At 65.0% G+C, this 13,849-nt stretch carries 13 protein-coding genes; 6 read left to right on the top strand and 7 right to left on the bottom strand.

What is annotated here, in order from left to right:
• Position 1: 1 nt before the first annotated feature.
• From ACXAJT_RS01060 to ACXAJT_RS01050, 3 genes are read right to left on the bottom strand one after another with little or no spacing between them, the layout of a single operon-like run.
• Positions 2–523, bottom strand: coding sequence for a gamma carbonic anhydrase family protein (locus ACXAJT_RS01060; RefSeq protein ID WP_475232039.1), 522 nt, complete (start codon positions 521–523; stop codon positions 2–4).
• Entirely contained in the window at positions 520–1,164 is a 645-nt protein-coding gene (gmk, locus tag ACXAJT_RS01055) for a guanylate kinase (RefSeq protein ID WP_475232037.1), read from the bottom strand. The genes ACXAJT_RS01060 and gmk overlap by 4 nt, the downstream gene beginning before the upstream one ends.
• Before the next feature lie 7 nt (positions 1,165–1,171).
• On the bottom strand, positions 1,172–2,062 hold the full coding sequence (locus ACXAJT_RS01050) for a YicC/YloC family endoribonuclease (protein WP_475232035.1): 891 nt from the start codon (positions 2,060–2,062) through the stop codon (positions 1,172–1,174).
• Positions 2,063–2,330: 268 nt separating this feature from the next.
• Between ACXAJT_RS01050 and ACXAJT_RS01045 the strand changes: the two genes are divergently transcribed.
• A complete protein-coding gene (locus tag ACXAJT_RS01045) occupies positions 2,331–3,047 on the top strand; it encodes a PAS domain-containing protein (protein WP_475232032.1) in 717 nt (238 codons plus the stop codon).
• 96 nt (positions 3,048–3,143) lie between these two features.
• Here ACXAJT_RS01045 and ACXAJT_RS01040 read toward each other — a convergent pair whose 3' ends face one another.
• Complete coding sequence (locus ACXAJT_RS01040) at positions 3,144–4,058, bottom strand: UTP--glucose-1-phosphate uridylyltransferase (protein WP_475232030.1); 915 nt, start codon at positions 4,056–4,058, stop codon at positions 3,144–3,146.
• A gap of 444 nt (positions 4,059–4,502) precedes the next feature.
• On the opposite strand from ACXAJT_RS01040, the gene ACXAJT_RS01035 reads away from it, so the two are divergent.
• The 3 genes from ACXAJT_RS01035 to ggpS are packed head-to-tail and all read left to right on the top strand — an operon-like array spanning position 4,503 to position 7,933.
• Positions 4,503–5,639, top strand: a complete 1,137-nt coding sequence (locus ACXAJT_RS01035) for an NAD(P)H-dependent glycerol-3-phosphate dehydrogenase (protein ID WP_475232028.1) — start codon at positions 4,503–4,505, stop codon at positions 5,637–5,639.
• Positions 5,636–6,412, top strand: a complete 777-nt coding sequence (locus ACXAJT_RS01030) for an HAD-IIB family hydrolase (RefSeq protein WP_475232026.1) — start codon at positions 5,636–5,638, stop codon at positions 6,410–6,412. Before ACXAJT_RS01035 ends, ACXAJT_RS01030 begins: the two co-directional genes overlap by 4 nt.
• Positions 6,413–6,415: 3 nt before the next feature.
• Complete coding sequence (gene ggpS / locus ACXAJT_RS01025; protein ID WP_475232024.1) at positions 6,416–7,933, top strand: glucosylglycerol-phosphate synthase; 1,518 nt, start codon at positions 6,416–6,418, stop codon at positions 7,931–7,933.
• A gap of 76 nt (positions 7,934–8,009) precedes the next feature.
• Here the strand turns inward: ggpS and ACXAJT_RS01020 are convergent, their stop codons facing one another.
• Both ACXAJT_RS01020 and ACXAJT_RS01015 read right to left on the bottom strand, forming a co-directional pair.
• Positions 8,010–8,450, bottom strand: a complete 441-nt coding sequence (locus ACXAJT_RS01020) for a DUF4174 domain-containing protein (RefSeq protein ID WP_475232022.1) — start codon at positions 8,448–8,450, stop codon at positions 8,010–8,012.
• A gap of 161 nt (positions 8,451–8,611) precedes the next feature.
• The gene (locus ACXAJT_RS01015; RefSeq protein ID WP_475232020.1) at positions 8,612–9,982 is read right to left on the bottom strand and encodes a class II 3-deoxy-7-phosphoheptulonate synthase; all 1,371 of its coding nucleotides are present in this window, start codon (positions 9,980–9,982) and stop codon (positions 8,612–8,614) included.
• Between the two features lie 280 nt (positions 9,983–10,262).
• Between ACXAJT_RS01015 and ACXAJT_RS01010 the strand changes: the two genes are divergently transcribed.
• Positions 10,263–11,267 carry a GlxA family transcriptional regulator gene (locus ACXAJT_RS01010; protein WP_475232017.1) on the top strand — a complete coding sequence of 335 codons (1,005 nt, stop codon included), beginning with the start codon at positions 10,263–10,265 and terminating at the stop codon, positions 11,265–11,267.
• A gap of 4 nt (positions 11,268–11,271) precedes the next feature.
• Here ACXAJT_RS01010 and ACXAJT_RS01005 read toward each other — a convergent pair whose 3' ends face one another.
• On the bottom strand, positions 11,272–12,390 hold the full coding sequence (locus ACXAJT_RS01005; RefSeq protein WP_475232015.1) for a PQQ-dependent sugar dehydrogenase: 1,119 nt from the start codon (positions 12,388–12,390) through the stop codon (positions 11,272–11,274).
• A 189-nt stretch (positions 12,391–12,579) separates the two neighbouring features.
• Here ACXAJT_RS01005 and ACXAJT_RS01000 point away from each other — a divergent pair, with 189 nt between their 5' ends.
• Entirely contained in the window at positions 12,580–13,764 is a 1,185-nt protein-coding gene (locus ACXAJT_RS01000; protein WP_475232013.1) for an ABC transporter substrate-binding protein, read from the top strand.
• The last annotated feature ends 85 nt before the right edge of the window (positions 13,765–13,849 follow it).

The raw sequence follows: 13,849 nt of genomic DNA, 5'->3' as shown, positions 1-13,849 counted from the left end.
CCTAGAGCGGGATAAGCCCGGCGCCAAAGCGTCGGGCGTTTTCCTGATAGCGCAGAGCCGACTGCCGCAGCCCTTCGATCGCCGCCTCGTCAAGCTGACGCACAACCTTGCCCGGCATGCCCATCACAAGGCTGCCGTCGGGAATTTCCTTGCCCTCGGGGATCAGCGCCCCGGCGCCGATCAGGCAGTTGCGCCCGATCTTGGCGCCGTTGAGGATGGTCGCGCCCATACCGACCAGAGAGTTCTCGCCGATGGTGCAGCCATGCAGCATCGCCTTATGGCCGATGGTGCAGCCTGCGCCAATCACCAGCGGGAATCCCATATCCGTATGGCACACCACGTTCTCCTGCACATTCGAGCCACGACCGACGCGGATCTCTTCGTTGTCGCCGCGCAGGGTGCAGCCGAGCCAGACCGAACTGTCCGCCTCCATGACGATCTTGCCGATGAGATTGGCGTCGGGCGCGACCCAGGCGCTGTCATGCAGGTCGGGCGCGATCCCGTCGAGCGCGTAAAGCGTCATGTGTCGCCCTCCTCGAACTCCGCCTGAAGCGTCCGAACGTGGGTCAGCAGGCCGGGCTGCTGGGTGCGACGCAGGCGCGTTGCGGTGATGATACTCTTGAGTTGCGCCTCGGTCTCGTCGAGGTCCTCGTTGACCAGCACGAAATCATACGAGCCCCAGTGCGAGATCTCGTCCCAGCTTTTCTGCATCCGCTTGTCGATCACCTCGGCGCCGTCCTGCCCGCGCGCCTCGAGCCGCCGCTTGAGCTCGCCGATCGACGGAGGCAGCAGGAAGATCGACAACGTGTGCAGGCCAAGTTCGGAATTGGTGATCTGCTGCGCGCCCTGCCAGTCGATGTCAAACAGCACGTCCTGACCGTCGATGATCGCGTCGCGCACCGGCCCCTTCGGCGAGCCGTAGAAATTGCCGAAGACATGCGCGTGTTCGAGCATGTTGCCGCTGGACACGGCCTTCTTGAACTCGCTCTCGGGCATGAAATGGTAATCTTCGCCGTCCACTTCCCCGGTCCGCGGCGCCCGCGTGGTGGCCGAGACGGAAAAGATGATCGACGGGTCCCACGCGCGCAGACGCTTCGCCAAGGTCGATTTGCCCGCGCCCGAGGGCGAGGAAAGGATGATCAGGAGGCCGCGCCGTCCGCTCATAGTCGTATTACTCCACGTTCTGCACTTGCTCGCGCATCTGGTCGATGACCGTCTTGAGGGTCAGGCCGACCTGCGTCAAGGCGGCGGAGCCGGATTTCGAGCAGAGGGTGTTTGCCTCGCGATTGAATTCCTGCATCAAGAAGTCCAACCGGCGGCCCACAGCCCCTTCCGCAGCCAGTAGCTCGCGCGCCGCCGCCACATGCGCGGTCAGCCGGTCGAGCTCTTCGGTGACGTCGGATTTCACCGCGATCACCGCCAGTTCCTGCGCGACCCGCGCTTCGTCCACGGCTGCGATCCCGTCAAGCACCCGCGCCAGTTGGCTGCGCAGGCGTTCTTTTTGCGCGTCGCGACGCGTCTCGACCGCTGCGGCGGCCTCGGCCACCAGCGCCTCGATCTGGTCCAGCTGCGTGTTGAGAATGCCAGCAAGCGCCGCGCCCTCGGTCTGGCGCATCTGGGTGAATTCCCCGAGCGCCTCGGTGAATCCGGACAGCAGGTCGGCGCGCAACTGGCTGACATCGGTGGGCGCGCCGGAGGTGCTGAGCACCCCGCGCAGCGCCACGATCTGCGCCGCGCTCGACGGCGACAGCACCAGCCCCTGCCCGGCTGCGGCGCCCTCGATCCGCGCCATGGCCGACAGGATGCGCGTCAGCACCGCCTCGTCGAGATCGACCGCCGCCTCCTCGCCGTTGCCTTGGGTCTTGAGCGAGATCTGCACGTTGCCGCGTCCGAGCGCGCTCTGCGCCGCCGCGCGGACCTGCGGCTCCAGCCCTTCGATCCAGTCAGGCAGGCGCAGGCGCAACTCCAACCCCTTGCCGTTCACGCCGCGCAATTCCCAACTCCAGCGGAGCCCTGCCGTCTCGCCATGCCGCGAGGCAAAGCCGGTCATCGATTGCCGCATTCAAACCCCTTTCAAATCCGCTCGGGGCAAAATTCAACGCCCGCTCTTCATCGCCTACAAGCCCATGCCCGGCCTGTCCAGCCGCGCCACCAGCGCAGGCGTTAACCCTTCTGTCACAATTGGGGCGAAAACCGGACGCATTTGAGGTAACTTAGATATCAATCGAGGTCGGATGGTTTTGTGGGGGCCAAAAACCGGCAAAAAGTGGTACTGTTGGAGCGCGTTCAAAATGTTTGGGTTGGGTGGTAACGGCGAAGGTGTGGTCTCGATGACAGAGCACGAGAAGGAACGGCGTCTGGCGCCGCTACGCTTGATCGAGGCCTATTGGCAGGGTCTGCTGGGCGCGGACGGCCAGATCCCGCTGCGCAGCCAGATCGATCCGCGCGGCATCGAAAGCGCGCTTGAATATGCCTTTCTCGGCGAGCGGATCGCCCCGATGCTTGCCAAGCTCAGGGTATCCGGCACCCACCTCAACGAGCTTATGGGCATGGAGACCGCGGGAATGCCGCTCTCGGCGCTGTTCGCGCCCGACGATCGCGATCAACTGGGCGCTGCCATTGCCAAGCTCTTCTCCGACGGTGTCGAGGTGCGGCTGCGGCTGGTGGCCGAGGAAGGGTTTGGCAAGGGGCGACTGACCGGCGATATGCTGCTGCTGCCTCTGCGCTCGGACATGGGCGATCTGAGCCGGATGATCGGCGCGCTTGTCACCCACGGCCGCGTCGGGCGCACCCCGCGCAGGTTCCGCATCGATGGGATCAGCATGCACGCCCCCGGAACGCTGCCAAAGACCGCCCCGATAGAGCGCGACGCAGAACTGCCTGCGCCGGTCAGCCTTCCGAAGCCGCCGGCCATGCGGCCAAACGCCTTTGCAGAGGATGGCGCGCCATTCACACCAGCGCCCCAGCCTCCCCGCGCCACCACGCCGGGCGGCGACGGTTCGAAGCGACCGCCCTACCTGCGGCTGGTCGTTTCGAACGACGATTGAACCTGACACCACAGAGTTCATCGCAGGCATGAAAAGGGCGGCACCGGAATGGTGCCGCCCTTCTTGATTGCCTGAGAGCCAAACGGCTTGCGGAAATTACTCAGCGGCCATCGGCAGCGGCTGAAGTTCCTCAAGCACCGGATGGAATTCCTCCTGCGTGCCAGCGTAGGCCAGCGTCGCGCGCAGCATGCCCGCTTTGGAGCCGCAGTCGAACCGGTCGCCTGAGAAGCGGAAGCCGCACAGACCGACCTTCTCGGCGCCGAGCGCGATCGCGTCGGTCAGCTGAATCTCGCCGCCCAGACCCGCGGGCAGACCATCGAGATCGGCAAAGATCGAGCCATCCAGCACGTAGCGGCCAACCACCGCCTGCAGCGACGGAGCTTTCTCGGCAGCGGGCTTTTCGACCATGCCCGACGCGCGGAGCATCTGGCCTTCGGGTTTGCCTTCGGGAACCAGCACACCGTAGGCCGAAACCTCGTCGCGTTTGACCTCCATGGTGGCAACCATGTGGCCCGGCTCAGAGGTCTCATAGGCCGCAATCATCTCCGACAGGCATCCCTCTTCGCTGACGATCAGATCGTCCGGCAGGATCACTGCGACCGGCCCCGGCAGCGCATGCTCGGCAGCGCAGAGCACCGCATGACCAAGGCCCAGCGGCTCGGGCTGCATCACGAAGAACACCTGCTCTTCCTCGGGGTTGATCGCCGCCTCGTCGAGCGTGTCGGCGATCTTGTGCTTGCCGCGTTCACGCAGCGTGGCGCAAAGTTCATGGTCTTGGTGCACATAGCGTTCGATGGCGCTCTTGCTGGGGTGCGAGACGAAAATCATCCGCTCGATCCCGGCGGCGCGCGCCTCGTCGATGGCGAACTGCAGCAGCGGCTTGTCGAGCACCGGCAGCAGCTCTTTCGGGGTTGCCTTGGTCGCAGGCAGGAAACGGGTCCCGAGCCCGGCAACGGGGAAAATCGCAGTTCTCACTTTGGATTTGCCGGTCTTGATATCGGGCGTGGTCACGTTGGTGTCTCCTCTAGACTGACCTGAATTCGGTCGCCCGTCACCAGTGACGGTCGATCGGATCATGCTTGCCGCTGGAGCCGCGAAATCCTGCGGCCCGCTGCAACGCGGCGGATAGGTAAGAGAGTATGGCCAAATTTCCGCAGGTCAAATCCGAGGCACCCGGACGTGAGCGGCGTATCGCTTAACTCCTTGATAAATTGAACGTCAGGAGGCGCTAATTGGTTCCATGATTAATTTTCAGGCACACAGCCGAGGTCGAAACATGCGTTATTTCTCAGCGAGTTGCGCCAATAACACCTCGCATGCGCAGAAAAATTTCGCGCTCACTGGTGTTCTTCCGGGAACAATCCCCCTATCGTCAGCGTTATCAGGACAACAGCAACGGAGAGAGCCCTTTGGGCCGCCAACGGTGCCATACGTGGCAGCGGCCCCAAATGTGTCATGGACGGACAAAGCATCCCAACCCCGCCCGCGCAGCCCGGCAGCCTCACCGGCCCCCGGCGCGCCACCCCGTATTCTCGCCTGACCGTGATCGGCATGGGGAGCTGGGGCACCGCCCTTGCCGCCACCGCCGCCCGCGCAGGATGTGAGACACGCATCTGGGGCCGCCGCCCCGATCTCGCCATCACCATGGCTGAGAGCGGCGAGAACCCCGACCACCTGCCCGGCGTCAAACTGCCCCCCACATTGCGCCCGACATCGGACCTGCGCGAGGCGCTCGACGGCACCGAGGCGGTGTTGCTGGTCACCCCCTCCCACACATTGCGCGACGTCGCCCGGTCGATGCGCGAGTTCCTGCCCGAAGGCGTTCCTCTCGCGCTCTGCTGCAAAGGCATCGAGCGCGGCACCGGCTACCTGCTGAGCCATGTGGTCGAGGAAGAACTGCCGGGCCATCCGGTCGGCGCCCTGTCAGGGCCGACCTTCGCCACAGAGACCGCGCTGGGACATCCCACAGCCGCGACCGTGGCCTTCAACTTCACCCACAATGACCGCATCGAGCCGGAGAAGGCCCCCGCCGCCCGGCTTGCGCTGACCATGCAAACCGATGCCTTCCGCCCCTATGTCTCCGACGATCTGGTCGGCGTCGAGGTTGGCGGCGCTGTGAAGAACGTGATCGCCATCGCGTGCGGGATGATGACCGGCGCCGGCTTTGCCGAAAACACCCGCGCCGCGCTGATCACCCGTGGCATGGACGAGATGAAGTTCCTTGCCGAAGCGCTTGGCGGTCGCCGCGAAACCGTCACCGGTCTGGCCGGTGCGGGCGACCTGACCCTCACCTGCTCGTCCACCACCTCGCGCAACATGGCGCTTGGCACGCAGCTTGGCCGCGGAATGGCCCGAGACGAATGCTTCGACGGCAAACCCGTCGTGGTCGAGGGCGAGGTCAACGCCGTCTCGGTGGTCGACCTGGCCCGCCGCCTTGGCGTGCGCATGCCGATCTGCGAGGCGGTGCATTCGGTCCTGCACGAAGGCGCTCCGCTGTCCGAGACCTTCCAGCAGCTTTGGGCTGCCCCGATCGAGGGCGAACCCCGCGCCCTCGACCTGTTCCTACATCCCCACGAAGGAGACCCCGCATGAGCCTCGACGCAACGAAGGCCCGAGAAATCGCAACCTGCCGCTTTGTGCTGGCCACCGATCTCGACGGCACCTTCCTCGGGGGCTCCGACGAAGACCGCAAGACGCTCTACCAGTGGATCGAAGACAACCGCGATACCGTGGGGCTGATCTTCGTCACCGGGCGGGATCCGCGCTTCATCCGCGAGCTGTGTGACGGCGGCGTGCCGTGGCCCGAGTTCGTGGTCGGCGACGTCGGTACGACCATTGCCGAGGTGATGGATGGCGACATCCACCCGATCGAGCCGCTTGAAGAAGAGATCGCCCAGACATGGGGCGACGCCGGCGAAACCGTCCGCGACGCCCTGCACGGCCATCCCGGCCTGACGCTGCAGCCCACCGATTTCCGCTACCGCATCAGCTACGATCTCGATGCCGCGGCGTTTGATCCCTCGGCGCACGACAAGGTGCGCGAGATGGGTCACGATCCGCTGGTTTCGGACAACCGGTATTTCGACGTGCTGCCGCGCGGTATCTCCAAAGGACCGTCGCTGCGCCGTCTGGTGTCGCATCTGAGCATCGAAGAGCGCCGGGTGCTCGCCGCAGGCGACACGCTCAACGATCTGTCGATGCTGCAATGCGGGCTGCCCGCCGTCGCCGTTGGCGGCGCCGAAGACGCCCTGATCAAAGAGGTCAAGGACCTGCCGCATGTCCACAAAGCAGAGCGCATCGGCGCCGCGGGCATCATCGAGGCGATCCAGACCTTTGAAATGCACGACCTTCCGAAAGGAGCCTGACCCATGTCCAGTGATCTGGTGATCGTTTACCACCGCCAGCCCTATGAAGAGGTCGAGGTGGATGGCAAGATCGAGTTCCGCGAGAACAAAAGCCCCAACGGCATCGTCCCCACCCTGAAGAGCTTTTTCGGTTCGGTCGAGAAGGCCGCGTGGGTGGCATGGAAAGAGGCCGAGGATCCTTCGAACCCCGGCTTTGACCGCGTCGTCGACATCGAGGACAGCTTTGGCCAATACACCGTCTCGCGCCTGCCGCTGACCGCCGAGCAGGTGCGCAGCTTCTACCACATCACCTCGAAAGAGGCGTTCTGGCCGATCCTGCACGGGTTCAAGGAAAAGTATAACTACGACCCGGTGGACTGGCCGACGTTCCGCGAAGTGAACTGGGCCTTTGCCGAGGCCGCAGCCTCGGAAGCGGCGCAGGGAGCGTCGGTCTGGGTGCACGACTACAACCTTTGGCTGGTGCCGGGCTACCTGCGCCAGATGCGCCCCGACCTGCGCATCTCGTTCTACCACCACACGCCTTTCCCGCCGGCGGACCTGTTCAACGTTCTGCCATGGCGCGGCGAGATCATCGACTCGCTGCTGGCCGCCGACGTGGTGGGCTTCCACATCCCGCGCTATGCGTCGAATTTCCTGAGCTGCGTGCGAAGCCTGCGCGATGTGGGTCCGGTGCCGCGTACCAAGGTCACCGACGACATGATGTCGGAAGGCTCGGCGCTGTCCGACCGCACGGTGCCCACCAAGATCACCCTCGACGACGGCCACGAGGTGACGCTCGGGGTGACGCCGGTCGGCGTGAATACCGACTACATCAAAAGCCTCGCCGAGAGCGAAGACACCGACAAGCTTGCCGCCCGTTTCCGCTCGGAAATCGGCGATGGCAAGCTGCTGCTTTCGGTGGGCCGCACCGACTACACCAAGGGTGGCGCCGACCAGCTCCTGGCGTTCGAGCGGTTGCTGGAGCGCCGTCCCGATCTGCGCGGCCAAGTGCGGCTGCTGCACGTCTCGGTGCCCGCGAACCGCAACATGACGGTCTACGAGCCCATTCAGAAAGAGCTTGAAGAGATCGCCGGCCGCATCAACGGCCGCTTCGGCAGCTTCACCTTCCAGCCCTGCGCCCTGATTTCTCGCGCCATCCCCTTCGAGGAACTCGTGGCGTGGTATCAAGTGGCAGACGTGGCATGGATCACCCCGCTGGCCGATGGCATGAACCTTGTTTGCAAGGAATACGTCGCCGCCCGCAAGGATGGCGACGGCGTACTGGTGTTGTCGGAATTCGCCGGCGCTGCGGTGGAACTGGGCGCAGCCGTGCTGACCAACCCGTGGTCGACCCGCGCCATGGACTTCGCCATCGACCTTGCCATCGACATGCCAGAGGAAGAGCGCCGCGCCCGCATCGAACTGCTGCGCGCTGCGGTCGAAAAACGCGATACGAACCATTGGGCCAGCGACCAGCTTGCGCTTCTGTCGCCCAAGGATTTTGGCAAGGAAGCCGAAAAGGGCGACACCGAAGCCGCCTGAGGTTTGGCAGCCGAAACCAATAGAAAAGGCGCGGTTTGAAGCCGCGCCTTTTTCTTTGCCTCGCATTTTCGAGAGATCACTCGGCAGCTTCGCGACGCCGCATGGGCATACGGTCGATGACCGCAAACAGCTGCTCGGGCACCAAAACTGCGTCTTCCTCAAGTTTCACACCGCCGTCCTTGCCCACCAGCACCAGCTTGAACCCGCCCGGCGAGAAGCCTTGGCGCAAGGGGCTTGGCTGGTCGGGCTGCAAATCACTCAGCACGACGATATCGCGGTCGCGTAGCTGCGCTTCGACCTCACGGAAAAGCGCCATTTGCCGCGCGTAGGTTTCATCGCCCTCCGAGGGTGCGAACAAAAGCACCGGGCGCTTTTCCCAACGCATGTCCTGCAGATCGCGCTGCTGTGCGGGCAGCGGCTGAAACAGCTCGCCGGCAGCCTGCCCGGCAATTGGCGCGGCGAGTGTCGCAGCGGCGGCAATGCCGACGGCGGTAAGCGGGAATGGGCGTCGAAGCATCGGCAGTCTCCTTGGTTGCTACAAGACTTACGCGCAGCGGGCGACTTCGGATCTTTCACGATTTCCGTGTGCGCCGAAATCGGCCGATCGCGCCCCCGCAACACCCCAAAGCAAAAGGGCGGCCCCGAAGGACCGCCCTTTCCAAGACAAAGCAAACAGGCTCAGGCCGAGGCGACATCCGCAGGCTTGGCGCGCAGCGCCGTCAGTTCCTCGGCGACGAGGAAGGCCAGTTCCAGCGACTGCGAGGCATTGAGGCGCGGATCGCAGGCGGTGTGGTAACGGTCCGACAGGTTGTCGTCGGACACCGCGTAGAGCCCGCCGGTGCATTCGGTCACGTCCTGACCGGTCATCTCGAAATGCACGCCGCCGGGCACGGTGCCCTCGTCGCGATGCACGGCGAAGAATTCGCGCACTTCGCGCAGCACGGAATCGAACGGACGGGTCTTGTAGCCCGAGGCCGACTTGATGGTGTTGCCGTGCATAGGATCGCAGGTCCAGACGACGTTGGCGCCCATCTCCTTCACCGTCTTCACCAGACGCGGCAGGTGATCGGCGACATTGCCCGCGCCGAAGCGCGAGATCAGCGTCAGACGGCCCGCCTCGTTCTCGGGGTTCAGTTTCTCGATCAGCACCTTGAGGTCGTCGGTGGTCATCGAGGGGCCGCACTTCAGGCCGATCGGGTTCATCACGCCGCGGGCGAACTCCACATGCGCGCCATCGGGCTGGCGGGTGCGGTCGCCAATCCAGATCATGTGGCCAGAGCCGGCGATCCACTTGCCGGAGGTGGAGTCGATGCGGGTCAGCGCCTCTTCGTACTCCAGCAGCAGCGATTCATGGCTGGTGTAGAAGTTCACCTGATGCAGCGCCGCCGAGCGGTTGCTGTCGACGCCCGCCGCCTTCATGAAGTCCAGCGTGTCGCTGATGCGGTTCGCCATATCGCGGTAGCGCGCGGCCTTCTCGCCCTCGACGAAGCCCAGCGTCCACTGGTGCACCTGATGCACGTCGGCATAGCCGCCCGTCGAGAAGGCGCGGATCAGGTTCAGCGTTGCCGCGGCCTGCGTGTAAGCCTGCAGCATCTTGCGCGGATCGGGCTTGCGCGCCTCGGGGGTGAAGGCCAGCTCGTTGATGATGTCGCCGCGGAAGCTTGGCAGTTCGATGCCATCCACGGTTTCCGTGGGCGCCGAACGCGGCTTGGCGAACTGGCCGGCCATGCGGCCCACCTTCACCACCGGAACCTTGGCACCATAGGTCAGCACCATCGCCATCTGCAGCATCACCTTGAAGGTGTCGCGGATGGAGTTGGCCGAAAACTGGTCGAACGCCTCGGCGCAGTCACCGCCCTGCAGCAGGAACGCCTCGCCGCGCGATGCCTTGCCAAGTTCTTCGGTCAGCCGCCGGGCCTCGCCGGCAAAAACCAGCGGCGGATACTTCGAAAGCTGAGCCTCTACAGCGTTCAGGTCTGCCTGATCCTGATAGTCCGGCATCTGAATCCGCGGCTTGGTTCTCCAGCTCGATTTGCTCCACTCGGTCATTGCTTTCTCCCAGCGACACTCCGTTAGCGTAAACGTTCCTTGAAACGTGGATCGCGTATAGCGAACCATAGGGCGCAACGCCACAGCTAATACACGTCGCGTCAAGGACGCCGCGTAATAATCCGCCCCTAAAGGGGACACACCGCGAGCGCACAGCGAACCGGCAAAACGACAGCCAAGGCCACGTCATCAAAACGTCACGTCTTGACGCAGATGGGGTTTCCTGACCATGTGACCGCGCCTGCCCTTGCGCAGCAGGTGACCAGCAAGGATCCGCGCGATGCCCGACCAGCGAGTGCCCACTGCACCAGCCAGCCCGCAGAAGCCGCGCCGCTTCACGTTTGTTCTGCTCGAGCATTTCACGCTTCTGAGTTTCTCTGCCGCGCTCGAAACGCTGCGGATCGCCAACCGCATGTCGGGCCAGAGCCTTTATGAGTGGCGTCTCGTCGGGGCCGAGGGCGACAGCGTGCGCTGCTCTGCCGGGCCGGAGTTCAAGGTCGACCCCGACCTGCCAGAGCTTGGCCGTGACGACACGATCATGGTCTGCGGCGGCATTGACGTGCATCTGGCCACCAGCCGCAAGCTGCTGAACTGGCTGCGTCGCGAAGCCCGGCGCTGTCAGGCGGTGGGCGGACTATGCACCGCCGCGTGGACGGTCGCCAAGGCTGGCTTGCTCGACGGCAAGCGCGCGACGATCCACTGGGAAAACCACGACGGCTTTGCCGAGGAGTTCGAAGAGGTCGAACTGTCAAAGCGGATCTACGTGATCGACGGCAACCGGATGACCGCCGCCGGAGGCACCGCCTCGATCGACCTGATGCTGAAGATCATCGCCGACGATCATGGCGCCGATCTCGCCAACGCCGTGGCCGACCAGATCATCTACAGCTCGATCCGCACCGATCAGGACAGCCAGCGGCTGTCGGTGCCCACCCGCATCGGCGTGCGCCACCCCAAGCTCAGTCAGGTCATCCACCGCATGGAGGCCAATATCGAAGAGCCGATCAGCCCCGCGGCACTCGCCAAGGAAGTGGGCATGTCGACCCGCCAGCTAGAGCGGCTGTTCCGGCGTTATCTCAACCGCTCGCCAAAGCGCTACTACATGGAACTGCGGCTGCAGAAGGCGCGGAACCTGCTGATGCAGACCGACATGAGCGTCATCAACGTGGCGCTGGCCTGTGGCTTTGCCAGCCCCTCGCATTTCTCGAAATGCTACCGCGCGCATTACCAGACCACCCCCTACCGCGAGCGCGGCACGCAGGGCACCGCGCGCGCCGAGGAGTGAGGGCTCAGCCGTCCTCTGCGGGGCCCATCCGGTAGAGCGTGCCGTCGATCTCGGACAGGAACCAGATCGCGCCGTCCGGCCCCTGATCGACATCGCGCACGCGGCCTGTCTCGGGCGCTTCGATGCGCTCCACCTCGCGCAGCGGTTCGCCCGAAAGCCGCGAGATGAAATCGAACTTCAGCGATCCGACCAGCGCGTCGCCGTCCCACTCGGGCACCGCGCCGCCGTCGAGAAACACCATCCCGGACGGCGCAATCGACGGGTCCCAATAGAACACCGGCTGCGTCATCCCGGGCTTTTCCGTGCCCTCGCCGATCGTCGCGCCCGAGTAATGCGTGCCGTAAGAGATCACCGGCCAGCCATAGTTGCCCGCGCGCGCGACCAAGTTGACCTCGTCGCCGCCTCTTGCGCCATGTTCGGCCACCCACAGCCGCCCGTCCGCATCCATCGCCGCGCCCTGAGGGTTGCGGTGGCCAAAGCTCCAGATCGCCGCCTGGGCGCCGGCTGTGCCGACGAACGGATTGTCCTGCGGGATCGAACCATCGCGTCCGATGCGCAGCACCGAGCCATTGTGCCGCGATAGGTCCTGCGCGGCCGGGCGGTCGCCGCGCTCGCCAATGGTCACGAACAGCGTGCCGTCGGCGCCTTCCACCAAGCGCGAGCCGAAATGCCGCCCGCCGGAATTGCCTTCGGTCATCTCAAAGATCGTCTGCACGTCCTGAAGCGCTGCGCCTTGCTCCGGCAAGATCGCGCGCAGCACCGCCGTGCCCGCGCCGCCATCGTCCTGGCGCTTGGCGTAGGTCATGAAAACCTCGCGGCTCTGCGCGAAGTCCTGCGGCACCAGCACGTCAAGCAGGCCGCCCTGCCCGATCTGCGCCACATCGGGCAGCCCCGAGATTTGCTCTGCGGCGCCATCTCTCACCCGCAGCAGCACGCCAGCCTTCTCGGTGATCAGCACGCCGCCGCCCGGCAGGAAATCAAACCCCCATGGCATATCGAGCCCTTCGACAACGGGGGTGATCCGCATCTCGCCTGCGCTGGTTTCCACCGCGCCCGCAGGTCCCGACGCCATGGCCAGCACAACGCTCAGCGCGCTGGAAAAAGTGATGAAGCGGTGTTGCATGGTCGCATCCTCCTGACCCCACCACATGGCACGGAATGTGGCGCAGACCAGCGCCGATCCGCCGAACTGTCGGCAACGTGATTGACGTTGGGAGAGCGCAATTATCGCTCGCGGAACGCCCTTTTCTTTTGCATTTTGCCCGAATAGGCTCCGCCGAGAATAACAAGTAACCACACTGGGAGATACCACATGAAGAAGTGGCTTCTGGCCTCTGCGCTTCCTCTCTGCGCCGCTGGCGCGGCTTATGCCGACGACGCCAAGATCGGCGTGATCCTCGGCTATACCGGCCCCATCGAGTCGCTGACCCCGGCCATGGCCGGCAGCGCCGAACTGGCGATGTCCGAGATCAACGAGAGCGGCAACTTCCTCGAGAACGTCACCCTCGTGCCGGTGCGCGCCGACAGCACCTGCATCGACAGCGCGGCCGCCACCGCCGCCGCCGAGCGTCTGGTGACCACCGACGGTATCGTCGCGATCATGGGCGCCGACTGTTCGGGCGTCACCGGGGCCGTGCTGTCGAACGTCGCCGTGCCCAACGGCGTGCCGATGATCTCGCCCTCGGCGACCTCGCCGGCGCTCTCGACGGTCGAGGACAACGGCCTCTTCTTCCGCACCGCCCCCTCGGACGCGCGTCAGGGCGAAGTGCTCGCGGGCATCCTGCAGGACCGTGACATCTCTTCCGTGGCGGTGACCTACACCAACAACGACTACGGCAAAGGCTTTGCCGACGCCTTCGAAGCGGCCTTCAAAGAGGCCGGCGGCGAAGTGACGCTCGCGGCACCGCATGAAGACGGCAAGGCCGACTATTCGGCGGAAGTCGGCGCGCTGGCCTCCGCAGGCGGCGACGTGCTGGTGGTGCTGGGCTATTCGGACCAAGGCGGCAAGGGCATGATCCAGGCCGCGCTAGACACCGGTGCCTTCGACACTTTCGCCATGGGTGACGGCATGTATTCCGACGCGCTGCTGGCCGATCTGGGCAGCGACATCGACGGTTCCTTCGGCTCGGTGCCCTGGGCGCAAGGCGAAGGCGCGGACAAGTTCGCCGAGGTGGCCGAGGCCGCTGGCGTGAACGCCGAAAGCACCTACACCCGCGAAAGCTATGACGCCGCGGCGCTGATCGCGCTGGCCATGGCCAAGGGCGGCGAGCCCTCGTCGGCTGCGGTGGCGGCAAACATCCTCGACGTGGCCAACGCACCGGGCGAGCCGATCCTGCCGGGCGAACTTGGCAAGGCGCTGGAGATCCTCGCCGACGGCGGCGAGGTCGACTACGTCGGCGCCACCAACGTCGAGCTGATCGGCGAAGGCGAGGCCGCAGGCACCTACCGCTACTACGAGATCACCGACGGCGCCTTCGAGACCGTCTCTTTCAAGTAAGAGCCTTCGGGCGTCCGGACCCATGTCCGGGCGCCCGCCACCCAAGGGCGCGGGAGAACACGCGCCGAGCAACGCCGGGCCGCCA

It is taken from the genome of Salipiger sp. ABF4_146, from assembly GCF_056161345.1.
This window is presented reverse-complemented; position numbering and strand designations above follow the sequence as displayed.

Bases quoted from the DNA above. Each gene is read 5' to 3' on its own strand.
- ACXAJT_RS01000 (WP_475232013.1), top strand. From the start codon at position 12,580: ATGAAGAAGTGGCTTCTGGCCTCTGCGCTTCCTCTCTGCGCCGCTGGC.
- ACXAJT_RS01045 (WP_475232032.1), top strand. From the start codon at position 2,331: ATGACAGAGCACGAGAAGGAACGGCGTCTGGCGCCGCTACGCTTGATC.
- ACXAJT_RS01050 (WP_475232035.1), bottom strand. From the start codon at position 2,062: ATGCGGCAATCGATGACCGGCTTTGCCTCGCGGCATGGCGAGACGGCA.
- ACXAJT_RS01010 (WP_475232017.1), top strand. From the start codon at position 10,263: ATGCCCGACCAGCGAGTGCCCACTGCACCAGCCAGCCCGCAGAAGCCG.
- ACXAJT_RS01060 (WP_475232039.1), bottom strand. From the start codon at position 523: ATGACGCTTTACGCGCTCGACGGGATCGCGCCCGACCTGCATGACAGC.
- gmk (WP_475232037.1), bottom strand. From the start codon at position 1,164: ATGAGCGGACGGCGCGGCCTCCTGATCATCCTTTCCTCGCCCTCGGGC.
- ACXAJT_RS01030 (WP_475232026.1), top strand. From the start codon at position 5,636: ATGAGCCTCGACGCAACGAAGGCCCGAGAAATCGCAACCTGCCGCTTT.
- ACXAJT_RS01020 (WP_475232022.1), bottom strand. From the start codon at position 8,450: ATGCTTCGACGCCCATTCCCGCTTACCGCCGTCGGCATTGCCGCCGCT.
- ACXAJT_RS01015 (WP_475232020.1), bottom strand. From the start codon at position 9,982: ATGACCGAGTGGAGCAAATCGAGCTGGAGAACCAAGCCGCGGATTCAG.
- ACXAJT_RS01005 (WP_475232015.1), bottom strand. From the start codon at position 12,390: ATGCAACACCGCTTCATCACTTTTTCCAGCGCGCTGAGCGTTGTGCTG.
- ggpS (WP_475232024.1), top strand. From the start codon at position 6,416: ATGTCCAGTGATCTGGTGATCGTTTACCACCGCCAGCCCTATGAAGAG.
- ACXAJT_RS01035 (WP_475232028.1), top strand. From the start codon at position 4,503: ATGGACGGACAAAGCATCCCAACCCCGCCCGCGCAGCCCGGCAGCCTC.